The organism is Mesorhizobium sp. ANAO-SY3R2, from assembly GCF_042466635.1.
Lineage (GTDB): Bacteria > Pseudomonadota > Alphaproteobacteria > Rhizobiales > Rhizobiaceae > Aminobacter.
In genome coordinates, this window is the sequence record NZ_CP159952.1 from 150,271 (window position 1) to 169,364 (window position 19,094).

General features: G+C 62.0%; 21 protein-coding genes. 13 read left to right on the forward strand and 8 right to left on the reverse strand.

Features of this window, described 5'->3' with window-relative positions; translation table 11 throughout:
• Positions 1–374 precede the first annotated feature (374 nt).
• The 3 genes from ABSY17_RS01075 (at position 375) to ABSY17_RS01085 (ending at position 1,636) form a co-directional block, all read left to right on the forward strand.
• Positions 375–833 carry an RrF2 family transcriptional regulator gene (locus tag ABSY17_RS01075; protein WP_378940916.1) on the forward strand — a complete coding sequence of 153 codons (459 nt, stop codon included), beginning with the start codon at positions 375–377 and terminating at the stop codon, positions 831–833.
• Positions 830–1,294 (forward strand): group III truncated hemoglobin, encoded by a 465-nt coding sequence (locus ABSY17_RS01080; protein ID WP_378940918.1) that lies wholly within the window; start codon positions 830–832, stop codon positions 1,292–1,294. The genes ABSY17_RS01075 and ABSY17_RS01080 overlap by 4 nt, the downstream gene beginning before the upstream one ends.
• 141 nt (positions 1,295–1,435) lie before the next feature.
• Positions 1,436–1,636 carry a DUF1858 domain-containing protein gene (locus tag ABSY17_RS01085; RefSeq protein ID WP_378940920.1) on the forward strand — a complete coding sequence of 67 codons (201 nt, stop codon included), beginning with the start codon at positions 1,436–1,438 and terminating at the stop codon, positions 1,634–1,636.
• Positions 1,637–1,646: 10 nt separating this feature from the next.
• Here the strand turns inward: ABSY17_RS01085 and ABSY17_RS01090 are convergent, their stop codons facing one another.
• Entirely contained in the window at positions 1,647–2,351 is a 705-nt protein-coding gene (locus tag ABSY17_RS01090) for a Crp/Fnr family transcriptional regulator (RefSeq protein WP_378940922.1), read from the reverse strand.
• 150 nt (positions 2,352–2,501) lie between these two features.
• On the opposite strand from ABSY17_RS01090, the gene ABSY17_RS01095 reads away from it, so the two are divergent.
• Positions 2,502–2,945, forward strand: a complete 444-nt coding sequence (locus tag ABSY17_RS01095; protein WP_378940924.1) for a pseudoazurin — start codon at positions 2,502–2,504, stop codon at positions 2,943–2,945.
• A gap of 84 nt (positions 2,946–3,029) precedes the next feature.
• Positions 3,030–4,235: an NnrS family protein gene (locus ABSY17_RS01100; RefSeq protein ID WP_378940926.1), complete on the forward strand. Its 1,206-nt coding sequence runs from the start codon at positions 3,030–3,032 to the stop codon at positions 4,233–4,235.
• 127 nt (positions 4,236–4,362) lie between these two features.
• Here ABSY17_RS01100 and ABSY17_RS01105 read toward each other — a convergent pair whose 3' ends face one another.
• The 4 genes from ABSY17_RS01105 to ABSY17_RS01120 form a co-directional block, all read right to left on the reverse strand.
• Entirely contained in the window at positions 4,363–5,229 is an 867-nt protein-coding gene (locus tag ABSY17_RS01105; protein WP_378940928.1) for an SUMF1/EgtB/PvdO family nonheme iron enzyme, read from the reverse strand.
• Positions 5,230–5,302: 73 nt separating this feature from the next.
• On the reverse strand, positions 5,303–6,421 hold the full coding sequence (nirK, locus tag ABSY17_RS01110) for a copper-containing nitrite reductase (protein WP_378940930.1): 1,119 nt from the start codon (positions 6,419–6,421) through the stop codon (positions 5,303–5,305).
• A 203-nt stretch (positions 6,422–6,624) separates the two neighbouring features.
• Positions 6,625–7,074 carry a hemerythrin domain-containing protein gene (locus ABSY17_RS01115; protein ID WP_378940932.1) on the reverse strand — a complete coding sequence of 150 codons (450 nt, stop codon included), beginning with the start codon at positions 7,072–7,074 and terminating at the stop codon, positions 6,625–6,627.
• Positions 7,075–7,094: 20 nt separating this feature from the next.
• Positions 7,095–7,283 carry a hypothetical protein gene (locus ABSY17_RS01120; protein WP_378941145.1) on the reverse strand — a complete coding sequence of 63 codons (189 nt, stop codon included), beginning with the start codon at positions 7,281–7,283 and terminating at the stop codon, positions 7,095–7,097.
• Between the two features lie 82 nt (positions 7,284–7,365).
• On the opposite strand from ABSY17_RS01120, the gene ABSY17_RS01125 reads away from it, so the two are divergent.
• The 6 genes from ABSY17_RS01125 (at position 7,366) to ABSY17_RS01150 (ending at position 12,974) form a co-directional block, all read left to right on the forward strand.
• Positions 7,366–7,920 (forward strand): cytochrome c oxidase subunit 3, encoded by a 555-nt coding sequence (locus ABSY17_RS01125; protein ID WP_378941139.1) that lies wholly within the window; start codon positions 7,366–7,368, stop codon positions 7,918–7,920.
• 5 nt (positions 7,921–7,925) lie between these two features.
• Positions 7,926–8,204: a cytochrome C oxidase subunit IV family protein gene (locus ABSY17_RS01130; protein ID WP_378940934.1), complete on the forward strand. Its 279-nt coding sequence runs from the start codon at positions 7,926–7,928 to the stop codon at positions 8,202–8,204.
• Between the two features lie 159 nt (positions 8,205–8,363).
• Complete coding sequence (locus tag ABSY17_RS01135) at positions 8,364–8,816, forward strand: c-type cytochrome (protein ID WP_378940936.1); 453 nt, start codon at positions 8,364–8,366, stop codon at positions 8,814–8,816.
• Positions 8,817–8,834: 18 nt separating this feature from the next.
• Positions 8,835–10,181, forward strand: coding sequence for a cbb3-type cytochrome c oxidase subunit I (locus tag ABSY17_RS01140; RefSeq protein WP_378940938.1), 1,347 nt, complete (start codon positions 8,835–8,837; stop codon positions 10,179–10,181).
• 68 nt (positions 10,182–10,249) lie between these two features.
• On the forward strand, positions 10,250–11,062 hold the full coding sequence (locus ABSY17_RS01145) for a CbbQ/NirQ/NorQ/GpvN family protein (RefSeq protein ID WP_378940940.1): 813 nt from the start codon (positions 10,250–10,252) through the stop codon (positions 11,060–11,062).
• Between the two features lie 10 nt (positions 11,063–11,072).
• Positions 11,073–12,974 (forward strand): nitric oxide reductase activation protein NorD, encoded by a 1,902-nt coding sequence (locus tag ABSY17_RS01150; protein WP_378940942.1) that lies wholly within the window; start codon positions 11,073–11,075, stop codon positions 12,972–12,974.
• 74 nt (positions 12,975–13,048) lie between these two features.
• Here ABSY17_RS01150 and hemN read toward each other — a convergent pair whose 3' ends face one another.
• Entirely contained in the window at positions 13,049–14,401 is a 1,353-nt protein-coding gene (hemN, locus tag ABSY17_RS01155) for an oxygen-independent coproporphyrinogen III oxidase (RefSeq protein ID WP_378940944.1), read from the reverse strand.
• A 221-nt stretch (positions 14,402–14,622) separates the two neighbouring features.
• Between hemN and ABSY17_RS01160 the strand changes: the two genes are divergently transcribed.
• Both ABSY17_RS01160 and ABSY17_RS01165 read left to right on the forward strand, forming a co-directional pair.
• Entirely contained in the window at positions 14,623–14,904 is a 282-nt protein-coding gene (locus ABSY17_RS01160) for a DUF2249 domain-containing protein (RefSeq protein ID WP_378940946.1), read from the forward strand.
• A 494-nt stretch (positions 14,905–15,398) separates the two neighbouring features.
• On the forward strand, positions 15,399–16,388 hold the full coding sequence (locus ABSY17_RS01165; RefSeq protein WP_378940948.1) for an ankyrin repeat domain-containing protein: 990 nt from the start codon (positions 15,399–15,401) through the stop codon (positions 16,386–16,388).
• Here ABSY17_RS01165 and ABSY17_RS01170 read toward each other — a convergent pair.
• Together ABSY17_RS01170 and ABSY17_RS01175 are read right to left on the reverse strand one after the other, a co-directional pair.
• Entirely contained in the window at positions 16,370–16,969 is a 600-nt protein-coding gene (locus tag ABSY17_RS01170) for a c-type cytochrome (protein ID WP_378940950.1), read from the reverse strand. The genes ABSY17_RS01165 and ABSY17_RS01170 overlap by 19 nt on opposite strands.
• A gap of 64 nt (positions 16,970–17,033) precedes the next feature.
• Entirely contained in the window at positions 17,034–18,695 is a 1,662-nt protein-coding gene (locus ABSY17_RS01175; protein WP_378941141.1) for a pyrroloquinoline quinone-dependent dehydrogenase, read from the reverse strand.
• Positions 18,696–19,094: the final 399 nt, after the last annotated feature.

Here is a 19,094-nt window from a genome sequence, read left to right on the forward strand (position 1 = left end):
CTGCCGGACAATTCGATAGCAGCCGTCGTTCGAACTCAGACGAACGTCATCACTATGACGTATCCGACAATGACCAATAAGAGGCCGCCGATAAGCATGGGTACGAGCGTGCTCCCCGACTGTTGATCATTCACGATTGGGTCTCCCAAGGTTCTTGCCGTCGCATCCGCACCGGGTGCTTGGCGTGGCTTTCCCGAATTTGCCTGAACGGCTGCGACCGGCCGTGGCGTGGCGTGGCGTGGCAAAGTTGCACCGCCGCTATAAGTGGCTTGTCAAATACCACTAATAACGGCAGTTTGTCGCCGTGACAATCACCAGCTGGAGATTGCGTCGACGAGGATCGCGGCGGCGCATTTTGGAAAGGGCGACATCCCATGCGGATGACACTGCACACGGACTATGCACTCAGGATGCTCATCTATGTCGCGGTGCGGCAGGAGCAGACATGCACGGTCATGGATGTCGCCGAGGCCTACGGCCTCTCGCGCAACCACCTTCTAAAGGTCGCAATGAGGCTCCGCGATCTTGGCATCCTCGCGACCACCCGCGGAAGGACCGGTGGGATTCGGATCACCCGGCGCCCCGAAGAAATCAACATCGGCATGGTGGTGCGGGCGACCGAAGAGGATTTCTCGCTTGTCGAGTGCCTGCAGAGCAGTGGCGGTGCTTGCGCCATCTCTCCTGCGTGCCGGCTCAAGGGCATGTTCGCAGAGGCATTGCGCGCCTATCTCGCGGTTCTGGACAAATACACGCTGGCAGACGTTGTGCATGACGGGACGGTCATGCGTTCGCTGCTGGGCATCGACTTCGTCAGCAATGGAAGGCACGCATGAGCAAACATGAAACAGCCAATGCAACCATGGTTGTGGACGGCCGGGTGTTGCCGGAGCAGCTAGACGAGCGGATGGTCCATGACGTGGTCCACGGCTTCTATGACGAGATCCGCAAGGACGCGCTGCTCGGGCCGGTGTTCAATGGGGCCATTAAGCCGCAAGACTGGCCGAAACATCTGATGAAGATGTGCGACTTCTGGTCGTCGATGATGCTGCGCACTGGCCGCTACGACGGCCGCCCGCTACCGCCGCACCTGGCGATCCCTGGCCTGGGCGAACAGCATTTCCGGCGCTGGCTGGAACTCTTTCGCACCACGGTGACCAGTCTCTGCCCGCAGGAGATTGCGGCGTTGTTCATGGAGCGGGCTTTTCGCATCGCACATTCGTTTCGCCTTGCGCTGGCCTACAGTCGCGGTGAGAACACGCTGGAAATCGAGCCGATCACGACCAACAGCCTGTGAGTTTGCGGGGGCATCCGGGAATTCCATTTGGTGACATGGCGCTGGACTGAAATCGGCGCGATCGCCTTTCTGTTTGTCCGCGCGCAATGACCGCGCTGCCGGGCGCGCCCATCATGATGGCTTCAAAAGCGGACAGCGACGATGAAGCCACGTTTCAACGACGACATGACAATGGACACCATCATGCGCCAATGGCCGGGAACCATACGGGTCATCCTCGGCCACGGTCTCATTTGCGTTGGCTGTCCCATCGCTTCGTTCCACACGGTTTCGGATGCGGCGAGGGAGCATGGCCTGAACGAAGACGCGCTTGTTCGCGACCTGATGACGGCGATGAAATGAGCCTGGGCGGTCAGCTCTTGTCGGCACGCCCCTCGGCCAGAACGAACAGGCGGTGCGGTTCGACGACCGTCACCTTTTGACGGCCGCTCTTGACCAGTCCCTTCTCCTCCCAGGCCGTGAGCAACCGGCTGACCGTGTGGAGCGTCGTTCCCGTCATCTCGGCGATGTCCTGGCGTGAAATCGGGAAATCGATGAGAATGCCTTCGTCGGTCTTCCTTCCCGTCTGCTTGACCAGCCGGAGCAGCGCGTGGGCGACACGCTGCTCGACCTGTTCTGTAGCCAACTCGACGACGCGGGCCTGTGCCTCCTGGAGCCTGGACCCGACAGTCTTGTAGGTACTCGCTCCAAAGCTCGGAAAGGACCCCACCAACTCCGGCCATAGATTTCCGGGCCAGGCGAGTACGACGCAGTCGACGGCAGCTATGGCACTGGCCGGATAAGTGGTGCGCCCGAGCGCGTGCGCTATGCCCATCAGTTCCCCGGGGCTGATGTAACGCACGATGACCTGTTGGCCATCGGGGGTCGTCTTGACGACGCGGACGTGGCCATCGAGCAACAGGAAGAAGGAATGCGCTTCTCCTTCCTGTTCGAAGACGGACTGGTCCTTGGCGATGCGTAGCGAACGCGCCTGCACAAGAACGCGGTCGAGATCGGTCAGAGCCATGCCCTGGAATACGGTCAAGCCGGCGATTAACGAGCGGTCAAGACGGCTCATTTCAGTTGCTCCCTGCGATTGCCCAATGCTGCCCCCCCCGAAACCACAGATCATCGCCGTCCGGTTTGCGTTGGATCAAAGTGTCCCCGGCAAAATCACCTTACGCAAGGCCCAACGGCTCGGAGCCGTCGATTAAGGATAGGACAAATCATGAAATACGCCATTGCCACTGCAGCCGCGTTCGCAGCCGTCCTTCTGGCCGGTGCCGCCCAGGCCGCCGATCACCAGATCCAGATGCTCAACAAGGGTGAAAAGGGGGCCATGGTGTTCCAGCCCGATTTCGTGGTGGCAGCGCCCGGCGACACCATCACCTTCGTGCCGACCGACAAGTCCCATGATGCCGAAAGCATCAAGGACATGATCCCTGAGGGTGCTACGCCCTTCAAGGGCAAGATGAACGAGCAGATCACCGTCACGCTCGACAAGGAGGGCGTCTACGGCGTCAAATGCACGCCGCACTACGGCATGGGCATGGTTGCGCTGATCGTGGTCGGCAAGCCAACCAACCTGGAGCAGGCGAAGGCCGTCAAGCAGGTGGGCAAGGCCAAGAAGTCGTTCGAAGCGCTGTTGGCGCAGGTTCCCGCGGCCAACTGAGTGGCGAGGCGAGACTACTCAATTCGTCTCTAAATCAGCCGGGTGGACGGGCTCCATCCGGCCTTTCCCGTTGAAGGGGATGTCATGGCTATTCCACGCGTTCGGCCGGGCAACTATCCCGCAGTACTCTCCTACGGTTTCCGTCCATTTTTCCTGCTCGGCTCACTTTATGCCGACATCACCATCCTGTTCTGGCTGCCCCTGCTTTACGGCCGGCTCGACACGGCGAGTGCACTGGCGCCTGTGGACTGGCACATCCACGAGATGCTTTTCGGCTATCTCGCCGCCATCGTGACCGGGTTTCTGCTGACCGCCATTCCAAACTGGACCGGCCGGCTGCCTGTTCAGGGACTGCCGTTGCTCGCATTGGTTCTCCTGTGGTTGGCTGGGCGCCTGGCAACGTTCTTTTCGGCGGACATTGGCTGGCTCGCGGCAGCCGTCATCGACAGCGCGTTCCTGCTGGCGGTTGCTGTCGCCGCGGCGATCGAAATCATCGCCGGGCGCAACTGGAAGAATCTCAAGGTGCTGGCGCCAGTGGCGGTGCTCCTTGCCGCCAACGTCGTCTTCCATGTCGAGGCGCACTATCAGGGCGCAGCCGACGTCGGACGCCGACTTGGCATCGGGGCGGGCATAGTGCTCATCATGGTCATTGGCGGACGCATCATCCCGAGCTTCACCCGCAATTGGCTGGCGCGCGAAAATCCGGGGCGGCTGCCGGTTCCGTTCAATCGCTTCGATGTGGCGACGATCGCGCTCTCGGGCTTTGCGCTTGCCGCCTGGGCCTGTTTCCCCGAGCAGCCGGTTACAGGCGCGATGCTTTTGGTGGCTGCGCTTCTCAACACAGTACGTCTTGTCCGCTGGGCGGGCGACCGCACGCTGCGCGACCCACTGGTTCTCGTCTTGCATGTCGCCTACGCCTTCGTGCCGCTGGGGCTTGCGTTGGCAGGCCTGGCAGCGCTCTTGCCAGAGACTGTCCCGCAAGCGGCTGCCCTCCATGCGTTCGGCGTCGGCGCGATCGGCTTGATGACGCTGGCCGTCATGGCGCGGGCAACACGGGGACACACCGGGCGCGAATTGCAGGCCGGTGCCGGCTCTTGCCTGATCTTCGCCGCCGTCGTCGTTTCGGCGGTGATGCGCATAGCTGCGGCATTTCTGCCAGGCGAGCCGGCGCTGCTGCATGGATCGGCGGCGGCGTGGACCGTGGCGTTTCTGGGCTATGCCTTGCTGTATGGCGGCATGCTCATGCGTCCTAAGCTGCGCGCGCGGCAGCCCAACGCCGCACCCTCCTGAGCAGGGATCTTATGGTTGCAGCATCTGCCTCATACAGCGGGAAGAAATAAGGCCCAGATCTCCGAATGAAATCTGGGCCTTCTGCTGATTGGTCTCTTGATCGAGTGGGGATTTGCCAGATCCGGTTCTAACCGGCAGCGCTGCGCCAGAAGGCCTTGAGCGTTGCGAACAACGACGGGCGCTCTTTCACCAGCCGGATACCGAGATTGTCGGGCGCCATACCGGCAGCACAGCCGCCGCTTTTGCCGTCACGGATGAAGAACGACATGTAGCCGCGGTGCTGACCGCCGGTGACCCGGACGCCGCAATTGTCGGTGCTGTTATCGACGTCACCTTGATGGTTCACGGAAGCGCGGCGGTAGCAGGTCGAGGTCCACTCCCAGACATTGCCGGCAAGATCATATACGCCCTTCGAATTCGCTCCGAAATGGCCATGGGGCTTGGGCTCCGGATCACGTCCCTTTGCCGCCTCGGCTTCACGACGATAGCGCGCCAGCCAGCGTGTGGCCGGGTTGTTGGCGTCTTCAACCCCAAGCGTGTCGCTGGTGAACCGCTCGGCTGCTGCGAACGCCCATTCCTCGTCGGTGGGCAGCCGCCATGTCTCACCGGTTCGATCCGACAGCCATTTTGCATAAGCGGTCGCGTCGCGGAAGCTGACACCGGTTACCGGAAGATCGGCTGTGCCAGCCCTTGTACTTTCGGCTGTCTCGCAAGCGCCGTCGGCAACACAAAGGGCATAGTCACCGGCACTGACTTGATAGGCCATGATCTCGAAGGAGCTGCGGAAGCGCACGTCCTTGGCTGGCGCGTCTACCGGGCGTTCGGCCTTCAGGAATTCCCCAGGTAGCCGATAGGCCAATGTTCCGGCGGTGATCGTGACTGTTGAAGGCCCCGTTGGCGCCTCCAGCCTGTTGGGCCCGCCTGTGCGGGAATAGACGGCTAGAGCGATGGCGGGGGCCACGATGGCCGTGGCCAGGAGAATGCCTGGTTTCATCGATCTCATCCTTTAAAAAACGGCCCGCAGGCATGCCGGCGGGCCGAGTTGGACAGTGAAAGGTGCCTGCCGGTCAGTTGGTCGGGATCGGGCCGGGGGCTTGGACCTGCTTCATCAGGTCGTCATTCCATTCACCCTCGACCATCACATGCGCGGTGGCACCGAGTTCCGCCGCCTCGATGAGATTGTGATTGACGTAGGCGTAAACGCCGGGCTGCAGGAAGGTGTAGAGTGCAGCTCCCGCCGATCCGCCGCGGATGAACCAGGTCTCCAGGTCCTTGGCCGGGGGATTGGTGAACTTGCCCTCTTCCCAGACATGGTCGCCATGGCCGCCGATCAGATGGGGCCGGGTATCCCGGTTCGCCTGAGCATGAATGAACAGCACCGTCTCACCGACCTTGGCCTTTAGCGCGTTGTCACCGGTCAATGCACCGACCTTTCCGTTGAACACGACGTGCGTCGGGATCAAGCCACGCATCACCTTCAGCGTTTCATCATAGCTGTCGCCGAGCGACTCGTAGTTCTTGTACTTGCCGTTCTCGTCGCGCGGCACGTAGAGGTCGTGTTCGCCGATATAGAAGAGACGGTCATACTTCAGCGGCTTGCCGGCCTCGTCCTTCAGACCGTCACGCGGCAGCACCATGACGGCGCCGCTCATGCCAGACACCACATGCCACGGGATCATACCCGTCGGCGCGCAGTGGTAGACGAAGGTTCCGGTTCGCGTCGCTTTCCAGCGCAGCACCGCCTGTTCGCCCGGATTGACATGGGTCAGCGCCCCACCGCCCAGCGCGCCGGTGGCAGCGTGGAAGTCGATGTTGTGCGGCATCTCGTTGGTCTCGGGATTGACGAGGGTGAGTTCGACATAGTCGCCTTCATGAACGATCATCAACGGGCCGGGCATCGAGCCTTCATAGGTCATGGCCCTGAGTGTCGTTCCCTCGTCGTCGATCACCATCGGCTGCTCCTTGATGACCATCTTGAATTCGACCACCTTCGGTCCGCCCTTCGCGATCTGGTCGTGGGCGTGGGCATAGGGTGGCGCGACGAGATCGACCTTGACCCGCGGCAGGGTGGCGACATCGGCTACGCGCGCCTCAGCCAGAGCCGGCGTTGCAACCATAGAGCCGAAGATCGCAGCTGCAGCCGCACCAGTGGCTGTACCCAAGAGTGCTTCGCGTCGCGTCAACATTTTCAATCTCCTTCGTGACGTTGCCCGTTACTACGATCAGGAGAATAGGAGCCTCGCGACAACCGGTCTTTGCTGCAGCGCAAACAGATACTGCAGTGCGACAATCTGGCATGTTCTCGAGAGAAACTTTTACGCTGGACGAAACGCAAGCCTTGAGTGCTTCACCAAGGCCGACAAAATACAGTCTCGCTCGATTGCAGTTTTCAGTGAGAGTTGGAGATCGTCCGCAGCGAGGCGAGCAAGCTCTGCTCGCACGCCACATGGCGGCGAACGGCCAGGAAATAGGCTCGCAACATGTAGCCTATGGCCTCCCAGGAGCGTCGTCCGCCGCCACGCGACAGAGTAACGAGGATGCGGACTATTTCATCGGCCGCGGCTCCATCCTGCGCATGTTCTTCACGCAACCGGCAGATTGTCGCCTGCATGCCCTCGTCCGGCAGGCGACTGAGGACGGCGGGGGAAAGCACCTGCTCTTCCAGCCGGTTTGCAGCTTCGATAGCCGGCTTGAGCGAGGCGGCAATCTGCCTGCAGCGTTTCCGGTCGGGTCGAGGAAGGGAATCCGCGACCGCTTCGAGGCTGTCACATATCTGCAGCGTCTGGCGATAGAGTTGGCTCAGTTCGCCAAAACCGACAGTCGGGCTGGGTTCGAACATCGCTTCCGGCCCTGCGGCTTCTATTGATTGAAGAAGAGCACGGCAGCGATGGCGACCGATGCAAGGACTGCCGATGCCGCCCCGGCACGCTGCAGAACCCCCATCCTATAGAGAAGCAGCGCAAAGCCGACGATGATCGGCGTGGCAACCGAAAGTCCGATCTGGGCATTGGTCATGGCGCGGGCTCCCGATAGCTTGATGGCGTTCACTGCCGCGATCCTGCAGATTTTCATGCTCGCCACCTTGCGCAATCGCAAAGAAGGCGATCGGGCACGTCCTTATGAAGCCGACATGGATGTGGCCGTATCGAACACGCGGGCCGGAGACGATCCGGATGCCGGCGAATTTCTGCTCTGGATATTGGTGTGGAGCGAGCTTGCCGCCTTCGGCATCCTGCTCGTGGCCTTCCAGGTTGCCGGCCTCGTTCAAGCGGACCAGTTCGCATCCGCGCGCCGGCACCTGAACGCGCCGCTTGCCGCCTTGAACACGGCCATGCTTCTCACCAGCGGCTGGCAGGCAGCGCGCGCGGCACGGCCTGACGCAACGCGCGGCCAGGCAAGGATCGCACTCATTGTGGCTGCACTTTTCGGTCTGGTGTTCGTCGCCATCAAGCTGTTCGAATACAGTGGCGAGATCGTGCATGCAGGAGATGAAGCCTATGGCGTGTTCTTCGAGCTCTATTTCCTGCTGACAGGCTTCCACCTGTTGCACGTCGCCTTCGGAGCGTTGGTGCTGCTGCTCGTCAGTTTGCGGATGGAGCGCTCGAACATGGTGCTCATCACCACGCTTTGGCACATCTTCGATCTGATCTGGATCGTCATGTTCCCGCTTGTCTATCTGGCGTGAGCGACATGACTGAGGGCTCCGCACATCGGCTTGCCAGGACCTGGCTCATTCTTTTGGCGCTCACCGGCGCGAGCGTGCTGATCGTGCGGTTTGGCGGGGCGACGACGGCCATCGCGTTCGTCCTCGGCCTTGCCGTTCTCAAGGCTCGCCTCGTTATCCTCGATTTCATGGGCCTGCGCGGTGACGGCGAGGCGGTGATACGGCGCGCGCTGCTGGGCTGGTGCTTGATCCTTATGTGTGGAGCAGCGGCGAAGGCCATTGCGCTGGCGATGGCTGCCGGCTGAGCCGCAGACGAGTTGTTTGCCAAAACGCAAAGAACGTCTTCTCCAAACCCATAGAAGGTTCCGGTCCGGGTCAGCCGGAGACCGCCGGGATTACCCGTCGGGAGGGAAACGATTGGGCCGATCCGCTTATACGGTCACCTGCCTGGAAAGGATCACGTGATGGCAGAACGCCTCACAAAAACGGGGGCTCGAAACGTCTTTTACGGCGGTTCGATCTTCTTCTTCGCAATTTTCGTCGGGCTGACGGCCCACAGCCACTTTTACATTCGCACGACCTCCACGGACGAGACGACGCTCACGGACTCCGTCGTGCGCGGCAAACACGTCTGGGAGAGAAACTCCTGCATCAACTGCCACACCATCCTCGGCGAAGGGGCCTATTTCGCGCCTGAACTGGGCAATGTCTGGAAGCGCTACGGCGGCGAGAGCGACCCCGACGGCGCGCGCGAAACACTCAAGGCCTGGATGGCGGCGCAGCCCTCGGGGATCGAAGGGCGGCGCCAGATGCCCCAGTTCAACCTCACCGATCAGGAGCTGAACGATCTCGCCGATTTTCTCGAATGGACCAGCCGCATCAACACCCAGAAGTGGCCCCCAAACGAGGCAGGCTGAGGCGCCAAGGAGACAGACATGAAATACCAAACGCAAAAGGTCGCGATGACCTATTTCTACGGCGCGCTGGTCCTGTTCCTGGCCCAAGTCGCCTTCGGCGTGCTTGCCGGCCTCGTCTACGTTGTGCCCAACACGCTTTCCGAGTTACTGCCGTTCAACATCATTCGCATGATCCACACCAACGCGCTGGTGGTCTGGCTTTTGATGGGGTTCATGGGCGCAACCTACTATCTGCTGCCCGAGGAAACGGAGACCGAGCTTTACAGCCCGAAGCTGGCGATCATCCAGTTCTGGATGTTCTTCGTCGCGGCGGGCGTGGCCGTGGTCGGCTATCTGTTCCGCATCCACGAGGGCCGCGAGTTTCTCGAGCAGCCCTTCGTCATCAAGGTCGGTATCGTCGTCGTGGTCCTGATGTTCCTGTTCAACATCACCATGACAGCCCTCAAGGGCCGCAAGACGACGATCACCAACATCCTGCTGTTCGGCCTATGGGCGCTGGCGATCTTCTTCCTGTTTTCGTTCTACAACCCCTCCAACCTCGCGCTCGACAAGATGTACTGGTGGTATGTCATCCATCTCTGGGTCGAGGGCGTGTGGGAATTGATCATGGCGTCGGTGCTGGCGTTCCTGATGATCAAGCTCAACGGCGTCGACCGCGAGGTCGTCGAGAAATGGCTCTACATCATCGTTGGCCTGGCGCTGTTTTCCGGCATCCTCGGCACCGGCCATCACTACTACTGGATCGGCGCGCCGGGTTATTGGCAGTGGATCGGTTCGCTGTTTTCGACGCTCGAAGTCGCTCCCTTCTTCTCGATGGTGCTGTTCACCTTCCACATGACCTGGAAGGCCGGCCGCAACCATCCCAACAAGGCAGCATTGCTGTGGTCCATCGGCTGCTCCGTGATGGCATTCTTCGGCGCCGGCGTCTGGGGGTTCCTGCACACGCTGTCGTCGGTGAACTACTACACCCACGGCACGCAGGTGACGGCGGCACACGGCCATCTCGCCTTCTTCGGCGCCTATGTGATGCTCAATCTCGCCATGATGGCCTATGCCATTCCCGAGATCCGTGGTCGCGCACCGTATAACCAGTGGCTGAACATCGTCAGCTTCTGGATGATGGTGACTGCGATGTCGGTGATGACATTTGCGCTCACCTTCGCCGGTGTCGTCCAGGTGCATCTCCAGCGCGTGCTGGGCGAGAGCTACATGGACGTGCAGGACCAGCTGACCCTGTTCTACTGGGTGCGCCTTGGCTCCGGCGTCGTCGTGGTCATTTCCGCATTGATGTTCATGTGGGCCGTGCTCGCGCCGGGCCGCACACGCAGCGAAAAACTGGCCCGCGTCGTCCTACCCGCCGAGTAACGCCAGCCACATGGCCCCGGTCAGCCCGGGGCCATGTTTCCCGCACCTGCGCCCTCCACGGAGCTCCTATGACTATCGCCCTGCCAAATGTGCGCCCTGTTGCCGACAGCCCCGCCTATTACAGCCCCTCGGGCAATGAATGTTCCCTGTTCGAGCGCGCCTGGGCGCGCCGGCTGCCGCTGCTTCTCAAGGGGCCGACCGGATGCGGCAAGACCCGTTTCGTCAGCCATATGGCGGCGAAGCTAGGCCTGCCGCTTTCGACCGTTTCCTGCCACGACGACCTCGCCGCCGCCGATCTCACCGGACGCTATCTGCTCATGGGCGGCGATACGGTCTGGGTCGACGGACCGCTCACACGCGCCGTGCGCGACGGCAGCATCTGCTACCTCGACGAGATCGTCGAGGCCCGCAAGGACGTTGCCGTAGTACTGCATCCACTGACCGACGACCGCCGCATCCTGCCGCTGGAACGCACCGGCGAACAGCTGGTGGCGCCGGCGAGCTTCATGCTCGTCGTGTCCTACAATCCGGGCTATCAGAACTTGTTGAAGAGCCTTAAGCCGAGCACCCGCCAGCGCTTCATCGCCATCGAGTTCGATTTCCTGCCCAAGGCCGAGGAAATCGTCGTGGTGTCAGCTGAAAGCGGCCTCGCCGAAACCAAGGTCGGGCCTCTGGTCGAACTCGCCCGGCGCATTCGCGCGCTGAAAGGCCATGACCTCGAGGAAGGCGCGTCGACCCGGCTGCTCGTCTATTGCGCCAGCCTCATCGAGGCCGGCGTGCCGGCGCGCGAAGCAGTCCTTGCCGCGATGATCGAGCCGCTGACCGACGAGCCCGATGTCAAGACTGCGTTGCTCGAACTGGCCGATTCCCTGATCCGCTGAGGCGCCTATCATGCTGGACTTCCTAGAGCTGGAGGAAACTGTCGGCCGCGCCTGGCATCGCCTGATCGGACATGTGCAGACCTGGCCCCGCCACCCGGAACATGCGGTACGCCTTGCCGATGTTCAGCCGGTGCTTGCGGTTTGCTTCCGCGGCTTCGGCGGCGAGAGTGCGGTGCAGATTGCCACAGCGCGCGGCAAAACCTCCGGCCACAGGCTCGGATGGCGACAGCGCATAGGGCTCGGCGAGGAAAAGCTGGCCCAGCCTGGGCGCGACATGTCCTCACTGATCTTGCCTGGCGCGATCGAGCTTTTCCCCGACAGGGGCCTCAATCGCGACCTCTATGTCTGGCTGGTCGCCTATATGGCGGTGATGCCGCTGGAACCCGTTGCCGAAGCCGATCCGCTGTTGCGCGACCTTGTCGCGCTCAAGCGTGCCGAAGCCACCGTGGCCACCGTGCTTTCGAGCTTTCCGGGGCTTGAGCGTCGCTACCGTAGGCTTGCCACCGCAACACTTGCAGCGCGCCATCGCGGCCCGCTACCTTCCGTCGAGGCTCAGGTAGAGGGGCGCGTCGCGAGCCTGCTCAAGCAGGCATCGGATTTGGCCGATGATGCGCTGGAGATGATCTTTCCGCACCGCGCCCCAGCAGGCTACCTGCCGATGCTGCCGGTGCCGCTCTGGCCTGACGCGTTGCTGCGCCCGGAAACGGCGCCGCGCCGCGGCGAGGATGAGCCGGTTGCAGGTGGCCGCGACGTGGCTGGGGTCGAGACCGAGAGCCAGGTTGCAGTCCGCGAAAACGCCGATGCGCGCACCGACGAGCGCAGCCCTTTCATCCTCAATCGCTTCGAGAAGATCCTTGCCATGGCGGAGATGGTCAATGTCGATCGTCCGTCCGACGACAGCGACGACCAGGACGCCAAGGCTGCGGAAGACCTCGACGACATGACGCTGGGCGAGCGCAAGGGCCGGCCTGCCACGCGCTTCCGCTTCGACCTCGATTTGCCGCCGGAAGCGCTGGACCGCACGCCTTTGACGGCCGAGCGGACCTATCCGGAATGGGATTTCCGCTCGGGCACCTATCTTCCGGATCACTGCCGCGTGCTGGCCGCACCTGCTTCGGCCCTCGGCGAGTCCGCCGGGCTTGATGTCGAGACCAGGCGCCTCATTCGAAGGGTGCGGCGCCAGTTCGAGGTGCTGCGGCCGCGCCGCGAGGTCCTGCGGGCACAACTCGACGGCGCCGATCTCGATCTCGATGCGGTGGTGCGCGCTCGTACCGACCTGGCCGCGGGCGGGCAAGGCAGCGACCGCATCCACCTGATGAGTCGGCCGCAGGTGCATGACCTTGCAGTCACCATCCTTGTCGACGTGTCCTTGTCGACGGACGCCTGGTTCGACAATCGCCGCGTGCTCGACGTCGAGAAGGAAGCTCTGCTGATCCTGGCCAACGGGCTTGCCGCCTGTGGCGACAGTCACTCTATCCTGACTTTCACGTCGAGGCGGCGCGACTGGGTGCGCATCGAGGTGGTCAAGGCTTTCGAAGAGCCGATGAGTTCTGTGGTGGAGTCTCGTATCGCCGCGTTGAAGCCGGGCTATTACACGCGGATCGGAGCGGCGATCAGGCATGCGGCTGCCGAACTTGGCAAGCAGCCCAATCGCAAGAAGCTGCTTCTGGTGCTGACCGATGGCAAGCCCAACGACATCGATCATTATGAGGGACGGTTTGCGCTCGAAGATAGCCGCCGTGCGGTGATCGAAGCGCGACGGATGGGCCTGAGCGTCTTCGGTGTGACCGTGGACCGTGAGGCTAAATCCTATGTCCCGGCAATGTTCGGTCAGAACGGCTTCGCGCTGGTCGGCAATATCGGCCGGCTGCCCGCCGCACTTCCCGCCATTTATCGCAGCCTTGCAGGATAGGGGAACAAGGCCGCGATACTGAAAGGCCCGGTGCGCCAGAACCGGGCCTTTTTGCTGCTTGGGATTCGCGGCAGTCAGGCTGCCTTGCTATGCGTGCGGTTCGACTGTTCGAGATAGGCATCAAAGGCTGCCGCGACCGCACGTATGACGAAACGACGGTCCTGGCTGACGCGGATCGCACCGTCTTTCATGTCGAGCACACCGTCGTCCTCGAGTGCCGCCAATCTGTCGTTGCCGTCGAGAAGCTGGCATGCATCGAAGCCATGGACGCTGCATATCGCGGGCAGGTCGACTGCGAAGTCACACATCAGCCGCTCGATGATTTCAGCCCGCACGTGGTCCTCCGCGGTCAGGCGGTAGCCCTTGGCGGTTGCCAGTTGCCCCGATGCGATGTGTTGGGCGTAGAGCCCGGGAGCCACCTCGTTCTGCACATAGCCGTCGGTCATTCTGCCGATGGCCGATGCACCGAAGCCGATCAGCGTATCGCAGTTGTCCGTCGTGTAGCCCTGGAAATTGCGCCTCAACCTGCCAGTTTCCTGCACCTGGACGAGATCGTCTCCGGGCAGAGCGAAATGGTCGAGGCCGATCTGCCTGTAGCCGGCGGCAATAAGCGTTTCGCTGATTGCCTCCGCTTGCTCGTTACGAGCCGGCCCGTCGGGCAGCGCGTTCTCATCGATCATCCGCTGGTGCTTCTTGAACGAGGGGACGTGCGCATATCCGAACACCGCGAAGCGGTCGGGCAGCATGGCGATGGCGGCATTTGCCGTTTCGATGCACGACTGCACCGTCTGGTGCGGCAGGCCATAGATCAGGTCGAAATTGGTGCCGCCGACGCCGGCGCGGCGAAGGTGGTCGGTCGCTTCCGCCGTCTGCTTCTCGCTCTGGATACGGTTGGTCGCCTTCTGCACCACCGGATCGAAGCTCTGGACGCCGAGGCTGGCCCGGGTGACGCCGGCGGCCCCCAGCGCCTGGGCCATTTCCGCTGTCAGCCCGCGGGGATCGATCTCGACGGCGATGCCGGTTGCCTCGGCAAAGGAGAATTGCTCCCGCAGCAATGCCGTGAGAGCAAGGAACTCGGCTGGCGACATGATGGTCGGCGTACCACCGCCGAAATGCACTTCGCCAACCGGCATCCGCTGCGGTATGCGCTCGGCGACCATGCGGATTTCATCGCGTAGAACCGTGAGATAGTCGAGGATCGGCCTGTCCTGCCTCGTGATCGTGGTGTGGCAGCCGCAATACCAGCACATCGATCGGCAGAACGGGATGTGAAGGTAAAGCGACACAGGATCGCTTGCAGACAGTTGCTCCAGCCAGTCGCCATAGGCCCCAGCGCCGATCGACGGCGAAAAACGAGGTGCCGTGGGATAGCTGGTATAGCGAGGCAGCCGGGCTTCCCCATATTTTTGCAGGATGGATGCGGGCATGGCTTCTCCAGTTCTGTCGCGCGTGTTCGCGCGGGTTCTAGCCCGCTGTCCGCCCCGCCTCTTTGCGAAATGCCAAGCAACCGGCCACATGGCCCGTTTCCTGAAATTGTTTGCGATTTGGCAAATCGGATTGGCGCCCGACACCCTGGGGTTCGTCGCATCCGGGAAAGGGCGGCCACTTTTCCGGTCGCTGGTATTGGAGGCCGCAGGACAATACCGGAATGACAGTTACACAAACGGGAGCGAAGCCTTCCATCGACGTGCGGGCGATTGCGAGGGCGGAACGCCATCCGAGGATCTTCGGAATGGTTGGTGCGCTCACGCCTGGAGAAGCCCTTGTCATCGTCAGCGATCACGATCCGCGCCCGCTGCACTACCAGCTCGAGATGGCGCTACCGGGCCAACTGTCTTGGGACTATCTGGAGCAAGGCCCTGAAATCTGGCGCGTCGAAATCGCGCGACATAAAGAGACTGGCTGCGACTGCTGTTGCGGTGGGCACTGATCGACGCCGATCAGCAGCCGGCCGCCTTCAGCGCAAGGCGGCCGTTGGCACCCAGCACGGCCGCGGGAATAGCCGTCGACCATATCCGCAAGGTGACCATATGTCCTTGTAGCATTCAATGAGATCGTATCCCCCAAAGTGGTGTAGCTCGGCAGTGCCGATGCCGGTCGCGAGCGCGGCAATGGGCGGATTGGCCACCGTCATTGGCAATCCGCGGACGCTGATCGTTTTGGCGTGCTGGCCCAGCGTTCCCGCAATCCGCAATACATGCCAAGGTCGCTGCGATTGAAGCCGCACGCCAAGACGCGCAACTAGTGCTCGTGACCAAGGGCCGCCATTCGTGAGGGCTCAGGCCTTTCAGAAAGCCGGAAAAGTCGACGGTTTGGCTGGATCAGGACTCCTGAACCACCCGAGGCCTTCACGATTGCCGGCCCAGGCGACGGGAATCGTCGATCCGCAGAAACTGAGCCCAGACAAGCCACCCAACTTCATCTATGTTTGAGCAGGCCAAGAGTTCATGGGAGCGTACTGTGCGCGGTCGTGTAGTTCTTGCAACCGCATGCGTGCTCACCTGCAGTCAAATTGTTTCAGCCGCTGAGCGGGCCAGCGACTTCAACCCGCTGACCTGCGGCTGGCTGCAAGGGCGCATTGCGCAAGCCGAGAGCCAGCTCAATCCCGCGCGCCTCAACAGTTTCCTGTTTCGGGCAGCCGACGAGGGCTGCACGACGATCGTGCTGGAACTCCTGGACCGCGGCGCTTCGGTGTCCGCGCGCGACCGCGTGTCCAATACGGCGCTGCTTTACGCCGCACAGAGCGGCCACAAGGGTATGGTTGGATTGCTCCTCGACAGGGGGGCCGACATCAATCATGCCAATCTGGAGGGCTCGACGGCCTTGGCGCTTGCGATTGCGCGCCGGCGCCATGAAGTGGTGCGGCTTCTGCTGGAGCGGGGAGCTTCGACCACCGGCCTGGCTCCACGCGGATCGACTTTGCTGGCCACTGCTGCGTTCGAGGGCGACGAACAGCTTGTGCGCGTCCTGCTGGATCATGGCTCTGATCCGAACGAACCGGACGGCACCGGCAAAGGTCCGCTCGTCTATGCTGCGGCGAAGGGCCTTGTGCCGATCGTGCGCATGCTGCTCGATGCCGGCGCTGACGTGAATAGGGTGTATGCACATAAGCTGACGGCATTGATGTGGGCCGCCGGCTACCCGAATATCGTTGTAGCGCATGACGGCCTTGCCATGGCAGAGTTGCTGGTGGCGCGGGGCGCTAGCATCCACGCCGTGGACGACCGAGGCCGTTCGGCATTGATGATCGCGGCCGAGCGCGGCCATGCCGAAATGGTCGGATGGCTTTTGGCGCACGGCGCTGATGCGAGCCTGCGGGACGGGCAAGGCAAGACGGCAGCCGATCTTGCCTCGGATGCTGCCGTGCTCAATGCGTTACAGACGCAGCCAGCCGATCAGAGGCCGGCGAGATAGCGGCTCATCGCAGCTATGTCGGCGTCGGACCAGTCCTTGACAATCGCTGCCATGGCCGCGGCATTCTTGCGGATTCCCCCCCGGAAATCGCTCATCGTCTGGGCCAGATAGTCGGTCTTCTGGTGGTTCAGCCGAGGGTTGCGGCTGTCGCCCAGCATTCCTCCGAGGTGGCACTGGGTACACTGGCCCTCGACGGCGAGGCTGTGCGCGCGCGCATTGTCTTCTGCGCTACTGACCTCCGAATAGTTCGGCCAGGGCTGCGCTGCAAAATAGGTCGCAAGCGCCTTCATCTCGTCATCGGAAAGCTCGGAGGCGATCGGAGCCATGACCTCGTTGGCGCGGCGACCCGCCCGGTAATCCTTGAGTTGGGTGAGAAGATAGAACATGTGCTGGCCAAAGATGATCGGCACCTTTTCGACGACCGGTTTTCCGTCTGCGCCGTGGCAACTGACGCATAGTTGCACCTTTTCTGCGGTCTCTGGCGCAGGAGCTGTTGCTTGTTGCGCATCTGCGGACCGGCCGACCGACAAGGCGACGACCGCCGCAAATACTGACAAGCTTGCAAGGTGAACGGCTCGCATTGCTACTCCAGTATGGGTGCAAGGGAAGGCGAAGCGCCAAGGCGCTTCGCCCGTCCGGAGCTTCCTATCGAACAAGCTTGAATGCGATGATGTCGTTGCCGCGCTTGTAGTCTAGTTGCGTGTTGCCGCCCGCGGCCACGACGATGTACTGCTCGCCATCTATCGTGTAGGAGGCCGGCGGTGCATTGACCCCGGCGCCGGCGCGGAAGCTCCACAATACGGAGCCGGTTCCGGCATCATAGGCCTTGAACAGGCCGTTGCCTTCGCCTGTGAACACCAGGCCGCCAGCGGTGGCCAGAACGCCGCCGATCATCGGTTGCTCGGTCTTCACTTGCCAGCGGATCTTGCCGGTGTTGTAGTCGACCGCCGTGACGTTGCCCCACTGCTCTTCGGTGGGGATGACCTTGAAGGCGCCGCCGAGCCACAACTTGCCCTCGGGATAAGGTGTGCTCTCCACATGATAGGTCATCGGCTGGTGTAGATTGATTGCATAGGCAAGCGAATGGTCGGCGTCGATCGCCATCGGCGACCATTCCACGCCGCCATTGGCGCCGGGAAGCATTCGAGCGCCTTGGGCCGTAGGCAGCACCCACATATTCTCCTGCGGAACCATGGCCTCGGAAAAGCGGACAAGACTGCAGTCGTCCGCCTTGTTCACGTATATGTGCCCGGTCTTGCCACCATGCAGGATGCCCTTCACCGTCTCTCCGGTGTCGGTCTTTACCGGGGCGATGATCGGCGGGCTGACCGAGTCGAGATCCCACACGTCGTGGGGGATGTACTGGAAGTGGCAGACATATTCGCCGGTATCGAGGTTCACCGAGACGAGCGAGTCCGTATAGAGGTTGTCCCCAGGCCGGAGCGAGCCATCCAGATCGGGGGACGGGTTGCCGACCACGAAGTAGATGCGCCGTGTTTCCAGGTCGACCGCAGGGTTCTGCCACACGCCACCGCCCAGCGTCTTGTATGGATCGCCCGTTTTCTTGAGCGCGGCTTTTTCCGCTTCGATGTCGCGATGCATATCGCGGCCGGTCGCATCATGCGTGGCCCAGACACCGACGGTGTCTTCGGGGATTGTGTCGAACGTCCAAAGGAGGTCGCCAGTCTCGGCGTCATAGGCCTTCACAAAACCGCGGATGCCGTATTCCCCGCCATTGGTGCCGATGAGAATCTTGCCGTCGACGGCGGTCGGCGCCATCGTCTCGCTGTAGCCGAGTGCCGGGTCGGCGATGTCCTTCTTCCAGACGACCGATCCATTCTTGGCGTCGAGCGCTACGAGCTGGCCATCGAGTGTCCCCATGTACACCTTGTCACCATAGACAGCGACGCCTCGGTTGTTCGGGCCGCAGCAGAAAGTCGTGATCGGCCCCATTGGGTGCTTGTAGTGCCAGATCTGTTCGCCGGTGCGCGCATCCAGGGCATAGACATGGTTGAAGGCCGTCGTTGCATACATGATGCCATTGACGACAATCGGCGTGGTTTCCATCGTCTCGACCACGTCGGTCTGGAATATCCAGGCTGGCCGCAGGTATTTGACGTTGTCCGTATTGATCTGCCGATTGGGGTAGTAGCGGGTCTGGTTGTAGTTCGCATTTGTATGGAGGAAGTTGTTGCCGTCACTCTCGGCCCTGTTCATCATGTCTTGCGTGACCGAGTTCATGTTGCCGTACAGGGTCTGCGTCTTTACTTCCTGAGCCGACGCGGCCGATATGGTTCCGGCCAGCATGACAAATACGCCGGCAGCCGCGCCGCCAGCGCGTTTCTTCGACCAGTATGTCATGGTTTCCTCCTTCAGCACTTGGTGTGCTGACCACACGCTCACTCAGAGAGAATGCAGCGGACAAGCTATCACATTCCGCAACGGCAAGCGACGGCCACAGGGGTGCAAGCGATCTCTTTGCTCTTCGTGCGGGCGACATCGCTCTCTCCGGGGGGGGGCGAGGGGGGGGCGAGATCGCGGGGTTTTGATCCAGCGGAAGACCGGACGGCCCGGCCAGCTCGAAATCACCAAGCAGACTCGGATTGCCATCCAGGCATGGATTGGTCGCCGTGGACTCGGCGAGGGTGATTTCCTATTTCCCAGCTGAGTGCATTCAAAGCATGATCTGCGGCGGGAAACGATGGC

Bases quoted from the DNA above. Each gene is read 5' to 3' on its own strand.
- ABSY17_RS01075 (WP_378940916.1), top strand. From the start codon at position 375: ATGCGGATGACACTGCACACGGACTATGCACTCAGGATGCTCATCTAT.
- ABSY17_RS01080 (WP_378940918.1), top strand. From the start codon at position 830: ATGAGCAAACATGAAACAGCCAATGCAACCATGGTTGTGGACGGCCGG.
- ABSY17_RS01085 (WP_378940920.1), top strand. From the start codon at position 1,436: ATGAAGCCACGTTTCAACGACGACATGACAATGGACACCATCATGCGC.
- ABSY17_RS01090 (WP_378940922.1), bottom strand. From the start codon at position 2,351: ATGAGCCGTCTTGACCGCTCGTTAATCGCCGGCTTGACCGTATTCCAG.
- ABSY17_RS01095 (WP_378940924.1), top strand. From the start codon at position 2,502: ATGAAATACGCCATTGCCACTGCAGCCGCGTTCGCAGCCGTCCTTCTG.
- ABSY17_RS01100 (WP_378940926.1), top strand. From the start codon at position 3,030: ATGGCTATTCCACGCGTTCGGCCGGGCAACTATCCCGCAGTACTCTCC.
- ABSY17_RS01105 (WP_378940928.1), bottom strand. From the start codon at position 5,229: ATGAAACCAGGCATTCTCCTGGCCACGGCCATCGTGGCCCCCGCCATC.
- nirK (WP_378940930.1), bottom strand. From the start codon at position 6,421: ATGTTGACGCGACGCGAAGCACTCTTGGGTACAGCCACTGGTGCGGCT.
- ABSY17_RS01115 (WP_378940932.1), bottom strand. From the start codon at position 7,074: ATGTTCGAACCCAGCCCGACTGTCGGTTTTGGCGAACTGAGCCAACTC.
- ABSY17_RS01125 (WP_378941139.1), top strand. From the start codon at position 7,366: ATGGATGTGGCCGTATCGAACACGCGGGCCGGAGACGATCCGGATGCC.
- ABSY17_RS01130 (WP_378940934.1), top strand. From the start codon at position 7,926: ATGACTGAGGGCTCCGCACATCGGCTTGCCAGGACCTGGCTCATTCTT.
- ABSY17_RS01135 (WP_378940936.1), top strand. From the start codon at position 8,364: ATGGCAGAACGCCTCACAAAAACGGGGGCTCGAAACGTCTTTTACGGC.
- ABSY17_RS01140 (WP_378940938.1), top strand. From the start codon at position 8,835: ATGAAATACCAAACGCAAAAGGTCGCGATGACCTATTTCTACGGCGCG.
- ABSY17_RS01145 (WP_378940940.1), top strand. From the start codon at position 10,250: ATGACTATCGCCCTGCCAAATGTGCGCCCTGTTGCCGACAGCCCCGCC.
- ABSY17_RS01150 (WP_378940942.1), top strand. From the start codon at position 11,073: ATGCTGGACTTCCTAGAGCTGGAGGAAACTGTCGGCCGCGCCTGGCAT.
- hemN (WP_378940944.1), bottom strand. From the start codon at position 14,401: ATGCCCGCATCCATCCTGCAAAAATATGGGGAAGCCCGGCTGCCTCGC.
- ABSY17_RS01160 (WP_378940946.1), top strand. From the start codon at position 14,623: ATGACAGTTACACAAACGGGAGCGAAGCCTTCCATCGACGTGCGGGCG.
- ABSY17_RS01165 (WP_378940948.1), top strand. From the start codon at position 15,399: ATGTTTGAGCAGGCCAAGAGTTCATGGGAGCGTACTGTGCGCGGTCGT.
- ABSY17_RS01170 (WP_378940950.1), bottom strand. From the start codon at position 16,969: ATGCGAGCCGTTCACCTTGCAAGCTTGTCAGTATTTGCGGCGGTCGTC.
- ABSY17_RS01175 (WP_378941141.1), bottom strand. From the start codon at position 18,695: ATGCTGGCCGGAACCATATCGGCCGCGTCGGCTCAGGAAGTAAAGACG.